At 54.4% G+C, this 20,949-nt stretch carries 14 protein-coding genes; 8 read left to right on the top strand and 6 right to left on the bottom strand.

Going from position 1 to position 20,949, the window contains the following annotated elements; translation table 11 throughout:
- Positions 1–6 precede the first annotated feature (6 nt).
- The 5 genes from BT114_RS11880 to BT114_RS11860 all read right to left on the bottom strand — a co-directional run bounded on the left by BT114_RS11880 (position 7) and on the right by BT114_RS11860 (position 6,787).
- Positions 7–2,235 (bottom strand): heavy metal translocating P-type ATPase, encoded by a 2,229-nt coding sequence (locus tag BT114_RS11880; RefSeq protein WP_072326727.1) that lies wholly within the window; start codon positions 2,233–2,235, stop codon positions 7–9.
- Between the two features lie 17 nt (positions 2,236–2,252).
- Positions 2,253–2,450, bottom strand: coding sequence for a heavy-metal-associated domain-containing protein (locus BT114_RS11875; protein ID WP_072326726.1), 198 nt, complete (start codon positions 2,448–2,450; stop codon positions 2,253–2,255).
- Between the two features lie 33 nt (positions 2,451–2,483).
- Complete coding sequence (gene ygfZ, locus BT114_RS11870) at positions 2,484–3,458, bottom strand: CAF17-like 4Fe-4S cluster assembly/insertion protein YgfZ (protein WP_072326725.1); 975 nt, start codon at positions 3,456–3,458, stop codon at positions 2,484–2,486.
- A gap of 131 nt (positions 3,459–3,589) precedes the next feature.
- Complete coding sequence (gene acnB, locus BT114_RS11865; RefSeq protein ID WP_072326724.1) at positions 3,590–6,190, bottom strand: bifunctional aconitate hydratase 2/2-methylisocitrate dehydratase; 2,601 nt, start codon at positions 6,188–6,190, stop codon at positions 3,590–3,592.
- A gap of 156 nt (positions 6,191–6,346) precedes the next feature.
- Entirely contained in the window at positions 6,347–6,787 is a 441-nt protein-coding gene (locus BT114_RS11860; RefSeq protein WP_177247088.1) for a DUF1289 domain-containing protein, read from the bottom strand.
- Between the two features lie 75 nt (positions 6,788–6,862).
- On the opposite strand from BT114_RS11860, the gene BT114_RS11855 reads away from it, so the two are divergent.
- The 8 genes from BT114_RS11855 (at position 6,863) to BT114_RS11820 (ending at position 20,007) form a co-directional block, all read left to right on the top strand.
- Positions 6,863–7,051: a Trm112 family protein gene (locus BT114_RS11855; RefSeq protein WP_072326722.1), complete on the top strand. Its 189-nt coding sequence runs from the start codon at positions 6,863–6,865 to the stop codon at positions 7,049–7,051.
- Positions 7,048–7,833, top strand: a complete 786-nt coding sequence (gene kdsB, locus BT114_RS11850; protein WP_072326721.1) for a 3-deoxy-manno-octulosonate cytidylyltransferase — start codon at positions 7,048–7,050, stop codon at positions 7,831–7,833. The genes BT114_RS11855 and kdsB overlap by 4 nt, the downstream gene beginning before the upstream one ends.
- The gene (locus BT114_RS11845) at positions 7,830–8,321 is read left to right on the top strand and encodes a low molecular weight protein-tyrosine-phosphatase (RefSeq protein ID WP_072326720.1); all 492 of its coding nucleotides are present in this window, start codon (positions 7,830–7,832) and stop codon (positions 8,319–8,321) included. Before kdsB ends, BT114_RS11845 begins: the two co-directional genes overlap by 4 nt.
- Positions 8,322–9,371, top strand: coding sequence for a UDP-N-acetylmuramate dehydrogenase (gene murB / locus BT114_RS11840; protein ID WP_072326719.1), 1,050 nt, complete (start codon positions 8,322–8,324; stop codon positions 9,369–9,371).
- A 32-nt stretch (positions 9,372–9,403) separates the two neighbouring features.
- Entirely contained in the window at positions 9,404–11,341 is a 1,938-nt protein-coding gene (locus tag BT114_RS11835) for a sensor histidine kinase (RefSeq protein ID WP_143142831.1), read from the top strand.
- Entirely contained in the window at positions 11,338–12,018 is a 681-nt protein-coding gene (locus BT114_RS11830; RefSeq protein WP_072326717.1) for a response regulator transcription factor, read from the top strand. The genes BT114_RS11835 and BT114_RS11830 overlap by 4 nt, the downstream gene beginning before the upstream one ends.
- Positions 12,019–12,170: 152 nt before the next feature.
- Positions 12,171–17,870: a two-partner secretion domain-containing protein gene (locus BT114_RS11825; protein ID WP_072326716.1), complete on the top strand. Its 5,700-nt coding sequence runs from the start codon at positions 12,171–12,173 to the stop codon at positions 17,868–17,870.
- The gene (locus tag BT114_RS11820; protein WP_218163512.1) at positions 17,860–20,007 is read left to right on the top strand and encodes a ShlB/FhaC/HecB family hemolysin secretion/activation protein; all 2,148 of its coding nucleotides are present in this window, start codon (positions 17,860–17,862) and stop codon (positions 20,005–20,007) included. The genes BT114_RS11825 and BT114_RS11820 overlap by 11 nt, the downstream gene beginning before the upstream one ends.
- Here BT114_RS11820 and BT114_RS11815 read toward each other — a convergent pair.
- Positions 20,001–20,906, bottom strand: a complete 906-nt coding sequence (locus BT114_RS11815) for a LysR family transcriptional regulator (protein ID WP_072326714.1) — start codon at positions 20,904–20,906, stop codon at positions 20,001–20,003. The genes BT114_RS11820 and BT114_RS11815 overlap by 7 nt on opposite strands.
- Positions 20,907–20,949: the final 43 nt, after the last annotated feature.

The raw sequence follows: 20,949 nt of genomic DNA, 5'->3' as shown, positions 1-20,949 counted from the left end.
TCCTGATCAGATTTTCTGGAAACGCAGGCGGTTGGCATTACTGACCACGGTCACGGAGGACAGTGCCATGGCTGCAGCGGCAAAAGCCGGATTCATCAACCAGCCGGTGAGTGGGAAAAGCACCCCGGCCGCCAGCGGGATGCCTAGGGTATTGTAGATAAAGGCACCAAACAGGTTCTGGTAAATGTTGCGCAGGGTGGCGCGGGAAATCAGCATGGCATCGGCCACACCGTGCAGTGAACCCCGCATCAGGGTGAGGTCAGCGCTTTCGATGGCGATGTCGGTGCCGGTGCCGATGGCAAAACCGACGTTGGCCTGGGCCAGTGCCGGGGCATCATTAATACCATCGCCCACCATGCCCACCCGCAAGCCCTGATCCTGCAGTTCGCGCACCTTGTCGGCTTTCTGATCCGGGCGCACTTCGGCAAAAATCTCAGTGATGCCCACCTGTTTTGCCACCGCTGCAGCGGTGCGCTGGCTGTCACCGGTCAGCATCACCACCCGCACACCGGCCTGTTGCAGGCGCAGGATGGCTGCTGCCGAATCATTTTTGATCGGGTCGGCAATGCCCAGTAGGGCTTCCACCTGGCCATCCACGGCCAGCAGTACCGCAGTATGCCCCTGATCCGCCATTTGCAGGCGCAGTTGTTCGCTGGCGGCATCCAGTGCAACGCCCTGTTCCTGCATCAGGGACAGGTTACCAATCAGCCAGGTCTGGTTATTGACCTGCCCGCGAAGGCCCTGACCGGAAAGGATTTCAGGGGTTGCCGTGGCTGGCAAAGTCAGATTTCTGTCTTTGGCGGCCTGCAGGATCGCGGTTGCCAGTGGATGTTCCGAGGCCTGCTCCAGCGAGGCCAGCTGAGCCAGCAGTTCATCATCACTGAGCTGGCCTGCTGCGGATGTATGGCGTCGTTCCAGCGCCACCAGCGAGGGTTTGCCTTCGGTGATGGTGCCGGTCTTGTCGAGGATTACGGCATCCAGGCGCGAGGACTCCTGCAGGGCATCACCCCGGCGGATTAACACACCTTTTTCTGCGGCACGTCCCACACCCACCATGATGGACATGGGTGTGGCCAGTCCCAGTGCACAGGGGCAGGCAATCACCAACACAGTCATGGCAGTGACCAGTGCATAAGCTGAGCTGGGTTCCGGGCCATAAAGCCACCAGACAGTGGCGGTCAGGATGGCAATCAGGATCACCACCGGTACAAATACACCACTGATTTTGTCGGCCAGTCGCCCGATGGCGGGTTTGGCGTTTTGTGCCTGACGCACCTGTTGAATGATCTGAGCCAGCGCAGTGTCTTCCCCGACCTTGCGCACCCGCATCTTGATGCTGGCACCCTGGTTCACCGTTCCGGCAGACAACCAGTCGCCCTTGCTTTTGCTGACCGGTATCGGTTCACCCGTGAGCATGGATTCATCCACCCGTGTTTCACCTTCAGCAACGATGCCATCCACTGGAATGCGTTCACCGGGGCGTACCCGCAGCAGGTCACTGGGTTGAATGGAGGCCAGCCGCATTTCCTTTTCTTCACCGTCCGGTGAGATCAGCCAGGCGGTGTCCGGCTGTAATTGCATCAGGCTGCGAATGGCCTGACTGGCCTGGCCGCGTGCGCGGGTTTCCAGTGCATGTCCCAGATTCACCAGGCCAATGATAAACGCGGCTGCTTCGTAATAAACGTGGCGTCCTTCTGCCGGAACCAGCTCAGGCCAGAGCACAATCAGGGTGGAATAAATCCAGGCCGAGGCAGTACCGATGGCAATCAGTGTGTCCATGGTGGCATGGCGGTTTTTTAAAGCCGACCAGGCACCAGTGAAAAAATGGCTGCCGGAATAGACCATCGCAAACAGGGTGGCCAGACCAATCAAACCCCAGGCCAGCCGTGCCTCTTCAACCATTGGCAGATGCCCGGTGAACATGAACAGCATCTGGGGAACACCTACCACCAGTGCCACCCAGGTGCGTTGCCAGGCTTTTTTCAATGCCAGGGCTTCTTCGGCCTGACGTTCATCTTCACCATAATCAGCCCCCATCGGGGTGGCATTAAAACCGGCGGATTCAACCGCCTTGACCAACACGGCAGCATCCACATCACCACTGACTTCTGCGCTGCGATCGGGCAGGTTGACACTGACCTGTTCCACTCCAGGAACCTTGTTCAATGCTTCATCAATACTTGAAACGCAGGCGGCACAGCGCATGCCGCGCAGTGCCAGGCGGGTGGTGGTCATGGTTACTCCCGGTTGAATCAGACTGATTCGGCTTCAAAGCCGAGGTTTTCAATCACTTCGATGGCTTGTTCAGGGCTGAGGTTGCCTTCCACACGTGCAGCAGTCTGGGTAACCTCCACCTGATTCACGCTTTCCAGAGTCATCAGGGCCTGGGTGACCTTATTGACACAACCACCACAGGTCAGTCCCATCAGTTTCAATTCAAATGCAGGCATGGTGTTCACTCCGAAAATAAAAGAATCGATTGATCAGGTTGTTTCAAAAGGGGCATTCAGCCGCCCCTGTGCATCATAGGGCAGCTGCAACAGGTTCAGTTTAACGCTTTGTCCATCAACCTGCACAAACAGGGGGGTGGCTTCTTCCACGGCCGTGATGCTGAGAACCGCCAGCGCTTCGGTTTCGCTACGGCGGTCCGGAGCCGACAGAATGATGTCTCCCACCACTTTGTTGTCGCTGTCCAGCACGTTGGCAGGCAGCTCATTCAGTTCGCTGCAGGGCAGGTGCACCCGGTACAGGCGTTTTTTGACCTGACCCCGGTATTGCGCGCGGGCCACAATTTCCTGCCCGATATAACAGCCTTTTTTGAAACTGATGGCGCCCACCGCTTGAAGGTTGAGCATCTGCGGCAGGTAGCTGTCGGTCAGTTGAGCCGTCACCTCCACACGTCCGGCCTGAATATCCAGCATCTGCCAGCAGCTGGCTGGAGTGGCTTCGGTCAGACTGTTCAGGCGTTGCAGCAGATTGCTGTGCTCACTCTGTTCGCGTTTCAGTAACACCAGTGCCCGCGGCAGGGTCGCCGGTAAACGCAGGGCAATGCCGGTTTCACTGATGGAAGCGCCATACTTGCCTTCAGGCCAGGGGGTAATCAGGCTGCTGATCAGTGCGGGTGCTTCTTTGCCAGATAACCCCAGCAGTTGCCACTGTTCGGTGACCTCTTGCAGGGTGCAGCGAAAAAACGGCAGAAATTTTTTCAGGTGATCGGTCAGGGCTGGCAGATTGTCGGCGGGCAGTACCAGCAGCAGGTGATCACTGGCCAGGCGCAGCAGCTCAAAGCTGGTCACCACCCGACCTTTCAGATTGCACAGCAACCCCGGCAGTGCCTGATCTTCCTTGAGCAGTCGCAGGTCGCAGGTGACCTGGCCTTGCAGTAACTGATCCGGCTGACCACCCTTGAGTTCGAGTACCGCCAGGTGATCCAGAGTGACACGATGGACTTGAGACATGATGGATGACCTATTCTTTATTGCAGTGCACATGAACCGTAAGACCCAGTAATCTGCATCAGTCGCGCAAGGGATGCAAGCATAAAAAAACCCCGCCGTTGGCGGGGTTTTGGTCAGTCTGATGACTGGTTTCAGGATTCCTGAGCAACCGGAATCACTGAAGAGGCTGCTTTCTGGTACTCGGCAATCTGATCGAAGTTCAGGTAGCGGTACACATCGCTGGCCATGGTGTTGATGGTGGCAGCAAATTCCATGTACTCGGCAGTGGTTGGCAGTTTGCCCAGAATGGAAGCAACCGCAGCCAGCTCGGCAGAGGCCAGGAACACGTCAGCGCCATCACCCAGACGGTTCGGGAAGTTACGGGTTGAGGTGGATACTGCAGTGGACTTGGCTGCAATACGTGCCTGGTTACCCATGCACAGGGAGCAACCGGGCATTTCCATGCGGGCACCGGCCTTGCCGTAAATACCGTAGTAGCCTTCTTCGGTCAGTTGGTGCTGATCCATCTTGGTGGGCGGAGCCAGCCACAGACGGGTCGGGATGGCACCCTTGAACTTCTCGAGCAGCTTACCAGCGGCGCGGAAGTGACCGATGTTGGTCATACAGGAGCCGATGAATACTTCGTCGATCTTGGTGCCAGCCACTTCAGACAGGGTGCGGGCATCGTCCGGATCGTTCGGAGCACACAGGATGGGCTCTTTGATCTGGTTCAGATCGATTTCGATCACGGCAGCGTATTCAGCATCTTTGTCAGCACGCAGCAGCTGCGGGTTGGCCAGCCAGTCTTCCATGGCTTTGGCGCGACGCTCCAGGGTACGGGGATCACCGTAACCGTTGGCAATCATCCAGCGCAGCAGGGTGATGTTGGACTTCAGGTACTCAGCCACGGACGCTTCAGACAGGGTGATGGTACAGCCAGCAGCAGAGCGCTCGGCAGAAGCATCAGACAGTTCGAATGCCTGTTCAGCGGTCAGGTGCTCCAGACCTTCGATTTCCAGTACGCGGCCTGAGAAGATGTTCTTCTTGCCTTTCTTCTCAACAGTCAGCAGACCGTCTTTGATGGCCTGGTGAGGAATGGCATGAACCAGGTCGCGCAGAGTGATGCCAGGCTGCATTTCACCTTTGAAGCGCACCAGTACGGATTCCGGCATGTCCAGCGGCATGACGCCAGTGGCAGCGGCAAAAGCCACCAGACCAGAACCGGCCGGGAAAGAAATGCCCAGCGGGAAACGGGTGTGGGAGTCACCACCAGTACCCACGGTGTCTGGCAGCAGCATGCGGTTCAGCCAGGAGTGGATGATACCGTCACCGGGACGCAGGGAAACACCGCCACGGTTCATGATGAAGTCAGGCAGGGTGTGGTGAGTCACCACGTCAACCGGCTTCGGATAAGCCGCAGTGTGACAGAAAGACTGCATCACCAGGTCGGCAGAGAAGCCCAGACAGGCCAGGTCTTTCAGCTCGTCACGGGTCATCGGACCAGTGGTGTCCTGAGAGCCAACGGTGGTCATCTTCGGCTCACAGTAAGTACCGGGGCGAACACCGGCCACACCACAAGCTTTACCAACCATCTTCTGGGCCAGGGTGTAACCCTTGCCGGTATCAACAGGCTGGTCAGGCTGTTTGAATACGGTGGATGGGCCCATGCCCAGTTCCGCACGTGCTTTTTCAGTCAGACCGCGACCAATGATCAGCGGAATACGGCCACCGGCACGTACTTCGTCCAGCAGTACCTGAGTTTTCAGTTCGAAGGTGGAGATCACTTCATTGGTGCCGTGCTTGCACACCTTGCCTTCGTAGGGGTAAACGTCAATCACGTCGCCCATGTTCAGGTTGTCGACCGGCATTTCGATCGGCAGTGCACCGGCATCTTCCATGGTGTTGTAGAAGATCGGAGCAATTTTGGAACCGAAACAGAAACCACCGGCGCGCTTGTTCGGAACGTAAGGAATGTCGTCACCGAAGAACCACAGCACCGAGTTGGTGGCAGACTTACGGGAAGAACCGGTACCGACCACGTCACCCACGTAAGCAACCGGGAAGCCCTTGGCTTTCACTGCTTCGATCTGTTTCAGCGGACCAATGGCACCTGGCTCAACTGGCTCAATACCGTCACGAGCCATTTTCAGCATGGCGTTGGCATGAACCGGGATATCAGGACGGGACCAGGCATCCGGAGCCGGAGACAGGTCGTCAGTGTTGGTTTCGCCCGGTACCTTGAAGACGGTCAGGGAGATTTTTTCAGCCAGTGCAGGCTTGTTGGTGAACCACTCGGCGTCGGCCCAGGATTGGAGTACTGCCTTGGCGTGTTGGTTGCCTTCTTTGGCCTTGTCAGCCACATCGTGGAAAGCATCGAACATCAGCAGGGTGGATTTCAGCTCTTCGGCAGCCAGAGCGCCCAGGTCATCGCTGTCCAGCAGGTCAACCAGCGTGACGATGTTGTAACCGCCCTGCATGGTGCCCAGCAGTTTGACAGCCAGTTCGGCAGAAATCAGTGGGGAGGTGGTTTCACCCTTGGCGATGGCAGCCAGGAAACCAGCCTTGACATAGGCAGCTTCATCAACCCCCGGAGGAACACGGTTGGTGATCAGGTCGACCAGGAATGCTTCTTCACCCTTTGGCGGATTCTTCAGCAGGTCAACCAAAGCGGCGGTCTGGTCTGCATCAAGGGGTTTTGGTGGCACGCCTTCCTGAGCGCGTTCTTCAACATGTTTGCGGTAAGCTTCTAGCACGGTTTTATACCCTCATCTGTTAGCGCTTCGATCGACAGCAAAAAATCCTGTTTCTTTGAATCAAAGCAATCGATGGTGACATCGATCCCTTTAAAAGGCGCTGGCATTGTAGTTTAAAGTGTCGACAAAGTTAAGTTGAGCAAGCGCAGCAAGGCTTCAACTTTGGTCGTTGTCAGGGTGGCTGTCACGAGCAGCCTGTGCGGCTTCCAGCCAGAGTTGGGCATTGATGCGATTAAACAGTTCAGCAGGAGTTAGACGCTTCCAACTGGGCAACAGTTCCAGGCCGTAGGCGGAAAGATCACGGATTTGTTCACTGCCAGCACGCAATAAATCCAGTGCCCAGACCTCTGGTGGTGCGCCCAGATGATGGCGCACGGCAAAGCGCTGCAATTGCTGGCGCAGCAGTGTGGAGTCTTTGACCGCCAGATAACGACACACCACTTCGGTGGTTTGTTGCCAAAGGCGCTGCCAGACCTGGCGCTGTTCACCACCGGTCAGGGTATTCCACTGATCAACTTCGCGAATGGTGCGCTTGCAACCACGACAGATGGGATCACCAAAGGTGGTGGAACAGAAACCGACACAGGGGGATTTCAACAAAGCCTCCATTAAACTGGTGTACAATCCAGCCGGACATTCTACCTGATTCATCTTCAAGAACTGGAGTCTGCAATGGATAAACAGTTATTGGCACTGTTGGTGTGCCCGGTTTCCCATGCCCCGCTGACCTATGACAAGGAAGCGCAGGAGCTGATTTGCCGGGCCAGTGGTCTGGCTTATCCGATTCGTGATGGCCTGCCGGTGATGCTGGAAAGTGAGGCACGTGTACTCACAGCTGAAGAGAAGCTGGATAAAAAATGAGTTTCACGGCCATTATTCCTGCGCGTTACGCTTCTTCGCGGTTACCCGGTAAACCCCTGTTGATGATGGGCGGCAAACCCATGATTCAGCATGTCTGGGAGCGGGCTTGTGCCAGCCATGCCAGCCGGGTGGTGATTGCCACTGATGATGAACGCATCCGCGATGCGGCGCAGGCCTTTGGTGCTGAGGTTTGCATGACCTCGGCGGAACATCCCAGTGGCACGGATCGTCTGCAGGAAGTGGCCCGGCTGCTGCAGTTGCCGGATGAAGCACTGGTGGTGAATGTGCAGGGTGATGAACCACTGATTCCTCCGGCACTGATCAACCAGGTGGCGAACAACCTGGCGGCCTGTTCTGAAGCCAGCATGGCCACGCTGAGTGAAACCATTCATGAAGTGGCGGCAGTGTTTAACCCGAATATTGTCAAGGTGGTGAGTGATTGCCGTGGGTTGGCACTTTATTTCAGTCGCAGCCCACAACCCTGGGTCAGGGATCATTTCATTAATCAGGGTACTGGCCATTTTCAGCCGGATGCCTTGCCTGCGGGTGTGAACTTTCAACGCCACATCGGCATTTATGCCTATCGGGTGGCTTTCCTGAACCAGTATGTCACCTGGCCACCGGCACCTTTGGAGCAGGCTGAGCAGCTGGAACAGTTGCGAGCACTCTGGCAGGGGCACCGGATTCATGTGGCTGAAGCCTGTGAACACCATCCTCATGGTGTGGATACCCCGGAAGATTACCTGCGTCTGAAAACCTTGTTGAAGGACAATGCTGAATGAGCAGTCAACCTCAAGTCAGTGTGTTGTTTGTGTGTCTGGGCAATATTTGTCGCTCACCAACGGCGGAAGGTGTGTTTCGCAGTCTGGTGGAAACTGCCGGTTTGCAGGATCGGATTCACATTGATTCAGCAGGTACCGGTGACTGGCACGTTGGCAAGGCACCGGATGCCCGCATGCAGAAGGCGGCACTGGATCGGGGGTATGATCTGTCAGCACAGCGGGCGCGTCAGGTAGAGGCCGGGGATCTGGATCGTTTTGATTACATTCTGCCAATGGATCGCCAGAACCAGGCTGCGCTGGAAGATCTGGTCACAGAGCTGGAGCAGCTGGACAAAATCCGTTTGCTGCTGAGTTACAACCCTTCGGCCATCAGTGAAGTGCCCGATCCTTATTACGGCGGTGAAGCCGGTTTTCATCAGGTGATTGACCTGGTGGAGTCGGCCTGCAAACGCCTGCTGATCCAGATTCGCAAACACCACGGTCTTTGAATGATCTTCAAGCAACCACAGGCAGACCTGACCGGCCTTAATACGCTGGGTTTCACCTGCCATGCGCCCTGGTTGGTGCGTGCTGATCATCCGGATGAGCTGCCAGAAATTTTCGATTTTGCACTGAGCCTGAACTTGCCAGTGTTTCCGCTGGGTGGTGGCAGTAATGTCATTTTGCGTTCAACCCTGAATGCGCTGGTATTGCAGCAACAAGCCCGGCCACTGGAGTGGCCGCAACAGTTACCGGATCAGCTGTGCCTGCGTGTGCCTGCCGGAAACAACTGGCACCAACTGGTGATGGAAACCACCGCCTGGGGGTATCACGGGCTGGAAAATCTGGCGCTGATTCCCGGTCAGGCCGGTGCCGCCCCGATCCAGAATATCGGTGCTTATGGCGCTGAAGTGGCTGATTGCCTGCTGGCTGTGGAAGGCTGGTGGTTGCCCCGGAATGGACAGGCTGCCCGTTTTGAGGTGATTCCTGCGGCAGACTGCGCGCTGGCTTACCGTGACAGCCGTTTCAAGCGAGACTGGAAAGGACGTTTTGTCATCACGGCCTTGCAGCTGCAGTTAAAGCGCCAGGCCGAACCTCGGCTGGGTTACGGTGATCTGGCAGAACGCCTGCAGCGGCGTTTACAACAGCAGGTGGATGACCTGCCTTTGCCACAGCTGATTGCTGAAACCGTGGCGGACATTCGCCGGGAAAAACTGCCTGACCCGGCAGTGATTGGCAATGTTGGCAGCTTTTTCAAGAATCCGCTGGTCAGTCATCAGCAGGCGGAGCAACTCAAGGCCGACTGGCCGCAACTGCCAACCTACCGCGCTGAGCAGGGGGTTAAACTGGCTGCAGGCTGGTTGATTGACCAGTGTGGATTCAAAGGCTTTCAACAGGGTGCTGTGGGTGTGCATGACCGCCAGGCGCTGGTGTTGGTGCATCAGGGTGGTGGTGATGCCGAACAGCTGCTGGCGCTGGCAGAGAAAATCCGTGCTGAGGTGCAAAAGCGTTTTGCCGTGTCGCTGGAGCGTGAACCGGAAGTGGTGGGTTGTCAGTGACCCGCTGTGGTGACTTGCATGGGGAAGCATCAATGAATGGACCATCTGCCTCGAAACTGATACCCAAAACACTGCTGCTGGTATTGCTGCTGTTCAGCACTCTACTGCAAGCACAAACCCTGGTGCGCCCTGTGCATGACCTGGCCGGCCAGTTGTTGTTTTTTTATGATGCTGATAACCGCTTGACACTGAATGACTTGCTGGCCAAAGAGCAGGCATTTATCCCTCTGGATGGTGATCTGAACCTGGGGTACCAGCCCGGTACTGCCTGGTTAAAATTCACACTGACCAACCAATACGACCGAGCCTATGAAGGCTGGCTGGAAGTGCGTCCTGCGCACCTGGATCATGTAACGCTTTATCAACCTGTGGGCAAAGACCAGTGGCGAGTTGAGGTTCAAGGTGACAATAGCCGCTGGGCTCATCGCAGTGTGCAACATCGTACTTCAGTGTTTGAGTTGCGTCTGGAGGCCGGCGAGACGCGTACCTGGTACCTGCAGATTCAAACCACCAGTAACCTGGCGGCGAGTCTGAGAATCTGGGAACCGGAAGCCATGACCCGTCACCTTGGACGTGAAATGCTCATGATGGGTGGTTTTCTGATGGCGGCCCTGTTGTTGGCGCTGATTAATGCGATGCAGTCAGTGGTAATGAGGGAACGCATTTATGGCATTTATGCTGCCTACCTGATGGCTTTGGCTCTGTTCCTTTCAATGACCGAAGGCATTGCCCACTTTTTACTGGCCTGGGATCAGCCGCTACGTGCAGAACCCTGGATCAGTTTGTTGCACAGTCTGTTGATTCTACTGACTTGGTGGTTACTGCGTGATCTGGTGCAGCTACAGCGGCATCACCCGCGACTGGATCGCTTTTTGTGGCTGTTTCACGGTTTGTTGCTGACGTTGGGAGTGTTGGCGATTCTGGGTGGCTGGGATGCCTGGTTGAAGCCCTGGTTGTGGCAGGTGTTTGTGCTGCAGGTGTTTTTTAACCTGTTGCTGGCCATCTGGTTGGCGGTTCGCGGCAATCGTGCAGCCCGTTTTTACCTGCTGGCGTTTGGCCCGCTGATGCTGGCTGCACTGGTGACCATTTTTGGGCTGCTGGGGCTGATCCAGCTGAAGTTCTGGAACAATGCCTTATCGATTGCCGGTAGCCTGGTGCATATGGTGTTGATGCAGTTGACCGTTAATGATCGGGTTTACGCTGCAAAACGGGCTTATGAAAAAGCCCGTGACCAAGCCTTGAATCTTGCACTGGAAGAGGAGCAAAAGGCTGGTCTGGATCAGCAGCAGTTCCTGCGGCGTGTGGCCCATGAGTTTCGTACACCGCTGGCAGCCATTCTTTCGGCCAATGAGTTGCTGAGTGTTACGGGTGGCAAAAACCCTGAGTTGCAGGCCAAAAGCCTGGAACATCAGCGCCAGTCGCTGGACAAACTCATGCAACTGGTCGACAAGGCGCTTCAGTTGGAGAACTTTGAGCGCCTGCAGTGGCGGCGGGATGCGGCACAGGTTGAATGCCGCCCACTGGTGCAGAAGGTGTTGGCCCAGCTGCAACCTCTGATTCAGCAACGCCAGGCGCAGGTTGAGCAGGAGGTCAGCGGTCGTCTGGCTGGTGATCCTCAACTGCTGGAAACCCTGCTGTTGCAATTGCTCGACAATGCCTTGCGTCACAATCCACCGGGTAGAACCCTGCGAATTGATGGTCAGGCTCTGCCCGGTCTTTATCGCCTGATGGTCTGGGATAACGGGGTAGGTATTCCGGTGACTGATCAACAGCGTATTTTCGGTAAGTTCCAGCGCGGCGTTGAAGTGACCGAACCTGGTTTGGGTATGGGGCTGTATGTTGCCGAGCGCATTGCACGTCTGCATGGCGGCCAGTTACTTTTGGAGAGTGAGCCAGGGCAAGGCAGTTGTTTTATTGTTGAATTGCCGGATGTGCCGCCGGAACAGCAGAAGAAACGGAGCGAAGCATGAACGCAACACACCTGTTGGTGGTGGAAGATGATTTTCACCTGCGTGAACTGATCCGAGAGTACCTGCAGGTCTACGGGCATCAGATCAGTGTGGCTGAAAGTGGTGAAACCTTCCGCCAGCAGTTGGCTACACACCGGTTTGATCTGATCCTGCTGGACCTGAACCTGCCAGACGTGGACGGTTTGGAGTTACTGGCTGAGTTGCGCAAGCAGAGTGATGTGCCTGTGTTCATCGTATCGGCCCGAATGGATGAACCCAGCCGTATTCGCGGATTGGAGCTGGGTGCCGATGACTATATCGTTAAACCCTTCAGTGCCAGAGAGCTGGAGCTGAGGGTACGTAATACCCTGCGCCGTAATACAGCTACTCAGACATCCTGTTTCACGGGCTGGACACTGAATGCTGAGAGTTTTTGCATGACACATCATGATGGGCGTCAGGAGCACCTGACTAAAGCAGAGTTTACCCTGTTGAAACTGCTGGTGGCTGCCGGTGGCTCACTGGTGCCTCGTGATGAATTGTTTCACCAGTTGGAGCGCGAAGCAGGTGTTAATAGTCTGGAAACCATCACCTCGCTGATCTATCGCCTGCGCCGTAAAATGGGTTGCAATAAAGATAACAACCCCATCATTACTCAGTCAGGTGTCGGGTATCGCATTTTGCTGGATAAAAACTGAACAAAAACCATAAAAAAGCACCTTATCCATTTTTTGTTCAGTTTTACTTCAGGACTTGTCTATTTGTAACTGCTTAACATATCTCCCCAAAGCACTTTTCTGGCTGCAGGTGTTGCACCTGCCAGCTACCACATTGTTGTGGGGAGAACACCATGAACACCATTTTTCGTCTTGTCTGGAATGCATCCAAAGGGATGTGGCAGGTAACCAGTGAGCTGAGCAGCAGTCGAACACGGCAGAAAATCAGACGTTCGGGGCACACTCTCCTGGCTGCAGGTAGTTTGTTACTGGTGAGTAGTCAGTTATTTGCCAATAGCCTGCCATCGGGTGGGCAGGTCACTCTGGGTCAGGGGCAGATCAACCAGCAATCCGGTCATATGGTGATTGATCAGTCCAGCAATAAAATGGCCATCGATTGGCAGCGCTTTTCCATCGGAAAAGGCAATAGCGTTACATTCAATCAACCAGGGCGAGATGCTGTAGCACTGAATCGGGTCATTGGTTCTGATGTATCCAGTATCCAGGGTGCATTAAATGCCAATGGCCAGATATTTCTGATCAATCCAAACGGTGTGGTTTTTTCCACCACGGCACAGATTAATGTGGGTGGATTGGTTGCCTCCACCCTCAACATCAGCAATGAAGATTTTGCTGCCGGTCGGTACCGGTTTGAAGGTGATAGCAATGCAGCAATAATTAATCAGGGACAGATTCAAGCAGGCGAAGGTGGTTATGTTGCGCTGATTGCTGCACGCATTGAAAACACGGGCAGCATTACCGCCAGTCAGGGTGATGTGTTGTTGGGTGCTGGTCGAAGGGTGCTCCTGGATATGGGAGGCCCGGTCAAGCTGGAAATTGAAGAGGCTGCCATTGATGCCCTGATCGAACAGGGCGGTGCCATTCGCGCTGATAGCGGTACAGTTCTGCTGACTGCTCAGGCAGTTGGAGAACTGACCCGCACAGTGATCAATCATACCGGTACCACTGAAGCACGAACCCTCAGCCGGGATCACGGCACGGGCACCATCAAGCTCCTGGGCGGCATGGACCATGACCGAATTGATGTGGCCGGTCGTCTGGATGCCAGCGCACCCAATGGCGGCGATGGCGGGTTTATCGAGACCAGTGCTGCGAAAGTACAAATAGCTGCAGACGTGCAAATAACCACTCGTGCTGAGCAGGGGCAGACAGGTACCTGGTTGATTGATCCGACTGACTTCACCATCAGCAAGGGGGATGGTACTCAGAGTGCTTCTGGCATAGGTGCAACAACACTGCAAAACAACCTTGCAACGACTTCTGTTGAAATTCAGACCGTAGCAGCAGGTTCCGAGCGCGGAAATATCAATGTAGATGCCGATGTGGAATGGGATCAGAATACGCTGACCCTGACAGCGCATGGCGATATTTTGATCAACGCCACGCTCACTGTAGCTGGCTCAGCTGAGCTTGCTCTGAATCATGGTTGGAATGGCAATGCTGCCAGTCCGACCTACGGCAATAACAACAGCCATTTGATCGTGCATGGGCGCGTTGACCTTTCTGAAACTTCTGCAAATACCCTTGCCATCAATGGCCAGGATCACACCATCCTGCGTAGTCAGTCAGAAGTGGCAAGCATGAGCAGTGGTTTGAATGGCCGCTATGTATTGGGTGGCAACCTGGACTTCTCCGTCAACTGGACACCGATTGGAACCAACACAACGGGCCAGCGTTTTTCAGGTGAATTTGACGGTCTTGGTAACCAGATACGGAACCTGACTGTCAGCCACAATGCGTCCGGAGCCGGGCTGTTTGGTAATACCGAAGGGGCGACCCTTTCTAATCTTAGGCTGGTGGGTGTAAACGTTACCAATTCAGGTGGTGGCGTGGGCGCGCTTGTTGGTAATACCACTAATAGCCATATTTTCAATGTCCATGCGCAGGGAAGCGTTACATCGACGCGCACAGGTGCAGGAGCTGCTGATGCAGGGGGGCTGGTCGGCTATTCAGTTGGTAGCACGATAGAGTGGAGCAGTACCGATGTGGCCGTGACCGCTAATAACCGCAATGTTGGCGGTCTGGTCGGTGATGCAACCAACCATCTGGCCTCGGGCCGCGTGTCGACCATTCGCAATTCTTTTGCCCTTGGTAATGTCACCATCACCGGGGCGGAAGGCAATGTGGGCGGGTTAGTCGGAGCCTTTCGGGCAGGTGGGGTTATTGCTAACAGCTACGCGGCAGGCGTGGTCTCAGCTCAGGCCAACAATGCTGACTTGAGTGGTGTTGGTGGCCTGGTTGGTGAAATCCGCACCAACGATGCCACTGTCACCAACAGCTATGCCAGCGGAACCGTTACCACAACAGGCACAGGCGACCCGAAAGGTGGTCTGATTGGAAAAAATGCTCAAGGTGATGGCTCTAATGTTGTAACCAGCTATTGGGTTAATGGTTTATCCACAAGTGCTGGCGGCACACAAATAACGAGCAATGAGACTCACGCTTCAAGTTATGGTTTCAGCGACTTTGGGTCTAACTGGGTCATGCTTGAAGGTTATGCGACCCCTTTCCTTAAAGCCCAGGGCAGTGATGCATTGATGCTAAATGGCCAACTTACCATCACTCAAAATGACAATCTCATACTTAATCAAAATATCAATACCGTGAGTGTTTTGGGATCTTCAACACTCACGCTCAAGTCGCAAAACGATATTGTCTTAAATCCTGGTATATCGATCCGTTCAAGTGGTGGCAAACTCAATACTGTACTTTGGGCAGATAGTGATGGCAATGAAGTAGGTGGAGTGTTGTTTAACCCTAATGCAGCTGTTTTAACCAACGGCGGACACCTCTGGATGGGTGGGGGTAGTGGGAGTACTGTATGGAATGGTTTGAATGTGGGAAATTCTTATGCCGCATTTTTAAATACTCCAGCCACACTTAGTCCAGTTATTACGGAGCGATATTCGGGTATTAATATATTAGGATCTACTATCAGCACCGGTGGTGGTGACCTTTATATGTCAGGAAAAAGTGCCCAAACCAATTATCGATTTGGAATAGGGACTCGCTTTAATGGTGGTAACACCATCACCGCCAATAACATCACCATTCATGGTATCGGCTCGTCAAACGCTGCGACAGCAGGGGATACCAATCGTGGTAACTGGGGCGTTGGGATTGAAAATACCACCATGAATGCAACAGGTGATATCCATATTGAAGGTCAAGGTGGTGGACAAAGTGCGGGGGATAATGGAGGTGGGAATCATGGCATTCGCATGGATGCAAACTCTCATCTCAATGCAAGTGGAGCTGGCAATATCACCCTGATAGGTATAGGTGGGGGCAACAGTGCTATAACTGCTAATACAGATAACGATGGTATCAGGCTCGACGGTGGCAGGTTGACTACAGCCAGTGGTGAAATCACCCTGCAGGGTACGGCAGGTTTGCATGGAAGCTCGGAGGGCGTGAATCTAAACTCAGGAAATGTAAACAACCTGATCCAAAGTACAGAAGGTGGTGATATAACAATCATCGCTGATACCCTCACTATATCCAGCAATCAAAGACTTGCCTCGACAGGACATCTGGTGGTTAAACCACTGAGCACGTCCACGGGCATTGGTATCGGTGGTGCAGCGGGGAGCTTGCAGTTGGCATCCAGCTATCTTGATACCAACTTTGTTAACGGCTTCTCCAATATCATTATTGGTAGTGAAACAGCCGGTAATATCACGGTTGGCGGTTCGACGACCTATCGTGACAATCTGACATTAAAAACCGCTGGTGATATCACCATGAATGCCAGCTCCAGCCTGACCGGTGCATCCGGTGAAGATGCTTCACTGGTTTTCTGGGCCGATGCGGATGGTTCAGGGGCAGGCTCGATTTATCTGATGAATGGCTCCTCCATCACCACCCATGGTGGCCATCTCTGGATGGGCGGTGGTTCTGGCTCTATTACCTGGAACGGACTGACAGTAGGTGATGGTTATGCCATGGCGGGCACAACACACCATGTTTATACCGATGCTGCACGTCAGCTCAAGAATGGTATTACCCTTTCCGACGCAACACTGGTTACAGCAGGGGGCGATGTTGCGCTCTACGGTAAGAGCTTGAACCAGAGCGCCACCGGCATGCAGGGGTATGTCGGCATACTGTTCAGTAAGTCTGAAATCAGCTCAGGTGATGGTGACATCCATATATCGGCTATTCAGGAGGGTAGTAGTACCAATGCCAGTTGGAATTATGGGCTATTGATGATCACTCGTCAGAATAATCTGACATCTTCCATTGCGTCAACGGGTGGCAATATTATTATTATCGGCGAAACCGCTTTTGCAAAAGATACGCATGGAGCCGGCGTCGGGCTTTATGGTTGGAATAATCCAGATAGTTTATTGGAAATACGTTCTGATTCTGGTGATATCAATATCACCGGACGCCTGAATAGCACAGGCTATGATGGGCAGTATGGCGGTATCTATTTTTTTGGTGAAAGTCAGGAAAACATCGTCTCGCAAAGCGGAAATATTTTTCTGAATGGATTTTCAGCGAATCCTAATGTTGCGGGGATTAATGTCCACCCAGGTAATAGCACCAATAGTATTGGTTATGATGGTATCAATGCTTTTACGGGTGACATTACACTCAATTCCAATACTTTCATAAATTTTGAAGGGGCTATCACCGCCAATACGCTGAATTTGCTCGGTTCTGGCGTTAACTATACCCTTCAAAGCACCGAAAATAATGTCAGACTACTGGCTGCAAACACAGGCAGTGTGAGTTTCACGAACAGTGGCGCTCTTGAGTTAGGTGATATCACCACCAGCGGGAAAATGGATATTGCGACTCAAACCGGTGATCTGACCATTAAAGGCAATCTCTTGTCTGGTTCTACAGCCAGTGACGCCATTATCCTGAATGCAGGGCGGAGTGTTGCAGCTGGAGCAGCCAGCGACGGTAATATCATCCATCAGAGTGGCAACATCACCACCGGTGCTGGCGGACGCGCTGTGCTTTATACCGGCAGTGTGGCTGGCAGCAGTGGTGTCACGGATCTGGTGGGTTCTGGTTCGGGCAATTTCCGCTATAACAGTAATGCTACAACGACTCAATACACTACAGCCCTGGGCAGCTCGGGCCTTTATGCCATTTACCGTGAACAGCCGACTGTTACGGTTACGGCCCGGGATGACAACAAAATCACAGACGCAACACCTTATTCAGGCGGCAATGGTGTTGATATAACCGGGTTGGTTAATGGTGATGCTGAGTCGGTTCTGACGGGTGCGCTGGTGTATTCGGGTGACAGCCAGGGAGCTACAGAAGAAGGCAGTTATGTCTTGACGCCAGGCGGTTTGAGCAATGGGCTGGGATATGCTGTTGCATTTGCAGATGGCACTTTGCAGATTATCGCAGCTCCACCGGTGACACCGCCGCCATCACCACCTTCTGAACCAGAAACAACACCCTCTGAACCAGAAACATCAGCCGTTGAAGTGCCAACGCAACCGCTTGAAACCACGCGTACCTTGGTCAGTCAGGTGAACCAGCCTGCTGGCACCCTTTCCTCTGATCAGCGTCTTCAGTTAAATCCAGGTGGATCAGGTCTGGATCAGGCTGTGATGCTGACCACTCAACGTGGTGGTGAAATGCCAGCTGGTATTCGCCGCGTGGTGGATCAACGCGTCGGCACCATGGAAGTGGTGGAGGTGAATACTCGCGAGCTGGTTGCTGAAGAAATCAGCAGTGCGGATCTGGATCGTATTTTGCTGGCTCAGGCGCGTCAGCCTGGTCAGCAGCGCGTTTTTCTGGTTGATGGTGGTGTGAATGCAGCAGAAGGCGGTGATGATGAATAAGTTGAATGCTTGCATCAAACCGCTGGTTGTCAGCTTTTTCCCTTTGACCTTGTTGGCAGCAGGTATTGCGCAGGCACAGACGACACCGGATACCGGCCGTGTATTGCAGCAGTTGCCTGCACCGGTGGTGACTCCTCTGCCAGAGCATGATACCGGCCTGGCTATTGAAGCGGCACCCCTGACCGAGTTTCCGCCGGGTGGTGATCAACTGTTACTCGGCGGTGTGGCTTTTTCAGGTAACACGCGTTTCAGTGATGAGGAGTTGTTGGTTCTGCTGGCGAATGCCTTGGGGCAGTCTCTGGATCTGGCTGGTTTGCAGTCCCTGGCGAATCGGATCAGTGAGCATTACCGTCGTCAGGGCTACCCCTTTGCACGTGCTTATTTGCCGCCTCAGGAAGTGGCTGATGGTGGTGTATTGCAGATCCATGTGCTGGAAGGGCGTTATGGGCAAGTCAAGGTAGAAGGTGATCCGGAACAGGTGGAAGGTTTAACACCCTATCTTGCACCGCTGCAGCCGGGCGAACTGATTGATGCAGCACAGATGGAACGATCCATACTGTTGATGAGTGATCTGCCGGGCAGTCGTGTGGCTCCAATCATGCGGCCGGGGCAGCAGCGTGGTGAAGGTGATCTGGTAGTGAGGGCGCTGGATGAGCCTCGGTATCATCTGGAGCTGGGGCTGGATAACCATGGTAACCGTTATACCGGTAACTGGCGAACTCATGCAGAGATACGCACCAATCGTCTGTTGGTGATGGGTGATGAGCTGGCCTTGCGAGGCATGTACACCGAAGAGGGCTTGTGGCTGGGTCGCCTGAGTTGGTCAAGGCCGCTGGGGGTGTCCGGTTTGCGTGGCCAGGTCAGTGCAGTGCGAACAGATTATGAGCTGGGGCGTGAGCTGGCTTCCAGCGGCATCCGTGGTCAGGCGGATGTGTTTGGGGTGACACTGACTTATCCACTGCATCGCAGTCAGCAATCCAACTTGCTGTTGTCGGGTGGTTATCAGTACAAGGCGCTGGACACTTATATTCCCTCGCTGGGAAATGATGAAAAAAGCAGCCATGCCTTGCCACTGACGTTACAGTTTGATCGCCGTGATGCCTGGGGTGGAGGAGGCCTGTTTTATGGCAGTCTGAGTTGGACGCCTGGTTATCTGATGCTGGATGCTGCTGATGTGGACTCACTGAATACTGCTGGTTTGTTTCACAAGGTCAATCTGGAATTGGCCAGGCTGCAACGTATTGATGAGCGTTATAGCCTGTTTGGACGTCTGGCCAGCCAATGGACCAGTGCTAATCTGGACTCCTCGGAAGGCTTCTCTCTGGGCGGCGCCAACGCTGTGCGTGCTTACCCTTCGGGTGAGGCCGCCGGTGATCTGGGTTGGTTCGTTCAGTCCGAGCTGCGTTACAGCCTGACTGAACAATGGACACCCTACCTGTTTGTTGATGCCGGTGGTGTGCGTGTGAATGCAAGTCCTACAGCCAGTTCGGGTGATCCGAGTCGTCATTTGTCTGGAGCTGGTCCGGGTGTACGTTTCAGTCAGGGGCGCTGGAGCTTTGATACCTCACTGGCCTGGCGTATCAGCGGCGGAGAGGCAGAGGCTGAGGGCAAGGACCGAAACCCCCACTTCTGGTTTTCGACCACTTACCAGTTTGCAGCACCTGTGACGCCCTGGCAGGAGCGTATGACGGAGCGGCCGTTATTGCCTGAAGTTGTCTCTGCTCCTGCAGTTGATGCGATTGAGGTGGCGGATGCTGATCGACCAGAGATGGATCAGCAGGCTGTTCTTCTGGCGGGTGTGTTGTTTTCACTGGATGCCTGGGCCAATGCCTGGCGTGACCGTGACCCCGCTGGTTATCTGATCCTTTATGCAGAGACCTTTCGCTCTGCTGACGGTTTGGATCCTGCTCGATGGGAAAGGCAACGTTATGTGCGCCTGTCTCAACCCGATTTTATCGAGCTGGAATTGAAGAACCTGGAAGTGGTGTTTGAAGGTGATCAGCGGGCGATTGCAACATTTGACCAAGGTTATGAATCCAATCGCTATTCCAGCCGCGTGCGTAAGGAGCTGGTATTGGAACATAACCCTTATGCTGGCTGGTTGATCGTCTCCGAGCGAATTCTGGCGCGTTATTGATGCGATTCGGGTTCACCCAGCAGCAAACCCCGGTGAACCTCAGCCAGGCGTTTGAGTTCCTGCCATACCGCTTCTACCCTCGCCAGGCGTTTGCGTTCGGGTTGGGCTGCCAGCCAGAAGCTGCGGGTCAGACCCAACTGATCCGGCAGCAGGGCTTGCAGCTCCGGTGCTTCCTGAGCCAGAAAGCAGGGCAGGATGGCAACACCCAGCCCGGCGCGAGCCATGGTGTATTGAGCCACCACGCTGGTGCTGCGAAAAGCGGGTTGGGCATCCGGCAGCAGCCGATCCATGTAGTTGAGCTGGTCGGTGAACATCAGTTCATCAATGTAGCCAATCAGCCGATGATGGTTGAGGTCTTCCAGTGTTTCCAGCGCTGGTGCCTGATCCAGATAAGCCTGAGTGGCGTAGAGCTGCAGGCGGTAATCACAGAGCTTGGTGACCACCAGGCTGGTATGTCGCGGTCGTTCGATACTGACGGCCATATCGGCTTCATGGCGAGTGAGTTTGACAAAACGCGGCATGGGTAAGAGTTCAACCACCAGGCGCGGATGCAAACGACAGAACTCAGTCAATTTCGGGGCAATGAAAAAGCTGCCGAAACCTTCGGTGGAGCCGATTCGCACGGAACCGATGCGCTCTTCTCCCAGCCCTTGCAGAATTTCACCGGCAGTTAAGGCCTGTTGCTCCATCTTGCGGGCAGTGGCCAGCAATAACTGGCCCTGACTGGTCAGCTGATGGCCTTCCGGTCCACGCTCAAACAGCTGTACTTCCAGTCCGGCTTCCAGTCGATGCAGACGACGAGAAATGGTGGAGGCATTGATGCGCAAGCGTTTGGCCGCTTCACTGAGTTTTTCGGTGCGTGCCACTTCCAGAAAAATCCGTACATCTTCCCAGTCCATTCCGGCCTCCTTGTGCTGTTGATCTGATACCTTGCATTTTTGC

The sequence above is a fragment of the Marinospirillum alkaliphilum DSM 21637 genome, from assembly GCF_900119735.1.
In the GTDB taxonomy this organism is placed as follows: domain Bacteria; phylum Pseudomonadota; class Gammaproteobacteria; order Pseudomonadales; family Halomonadaceae; genus Marinospirillum; species Marinospirillum alkaliphilum.
Note: the sequence above shows the minus strand (reverse complement) of the source record. Positions and strands in the feature narration are given on the sequence as shown.

Coding starts and splice junctions, on each gene's coding strand:
- BT114_RS11880 (WP_072326727.1), bottom strand. CDS start 2,235: ATGACCACCACCCGCCTGGCACTGCGCGGCATGCGCTGTGCCGCCTGC.
- BT114_RS11875 (WP_072326726.1), bottom strand. CDS start 2,450: ATGCCTGCATTTGAATTGAAACTGATGGGACTGACCTGTGGTGGTTGT.
- ygfZ (WP_072326725.1), bottom strand. CDS start 3,458: ATGTCTCAAGTCCATCGTGTCACTCTGGATCACCTGGCGGTACTCGAA.
- BT114_RS11855 (WP_072326722.1), top strand. CDS start 6,863: ATGGATAAACAGTTATTGGCACTGTTGGTGTGCCCGGTTTCCCATGCC.
- kdsB (WP_072326721.1), top strand. CDS start 7,048: ATGAGTTTCACGGCCATTATTCCTGCGCGTTACGCTTCTTCGCGGTTA.
- BT114_RS11845 (WP_072326720.1), top strand. CDS start 7,830: ATGAGCAGTCAACCTCAAGTCAGTGTGTTGTTTGTGTGTCTGGGCAAT.
- murB (WP_072326719.1), top strand. CDS start 8,322: ATGATCTTCAAGCAACCACAGGCAGACCTGACCGGCCTTAATACGCTG.
- BT114_RS11835 (WP_143142831.1), top strand. CDS start 9,404: ATGAATGGACCATCTGCCTCGAAACTGATACCCAAAACACTGCTGCTG.
- BT114_RS11830 (WP_072326717.1), top strand. CDS start 11,338: ATGAACGCAACACACCTGTTGGTGGTGGAAGATGATTTTCACCTGCGT.
- BT114_RS11825 (WP_072326716.1), top strand. CDS start 12,171: ATGAACACCATTTTTCGTCTTGTCTGGAATGCATCCAAAGGGATGTGG.
- BT114_RS11820 (WP_218163512.1), top strand. CDS start 17,860: ATGATGAATAAGTTGAATGCTTGCATCAAACCGCTGGTTGTCAGCTTT.
- BT114_RS11815 (WP_072326714.1), bottom strand. CDS start 20,906: ATGGACTGGGAAGATGTACGGATTTTTCTGGAAGTGGCACGCACCGAA.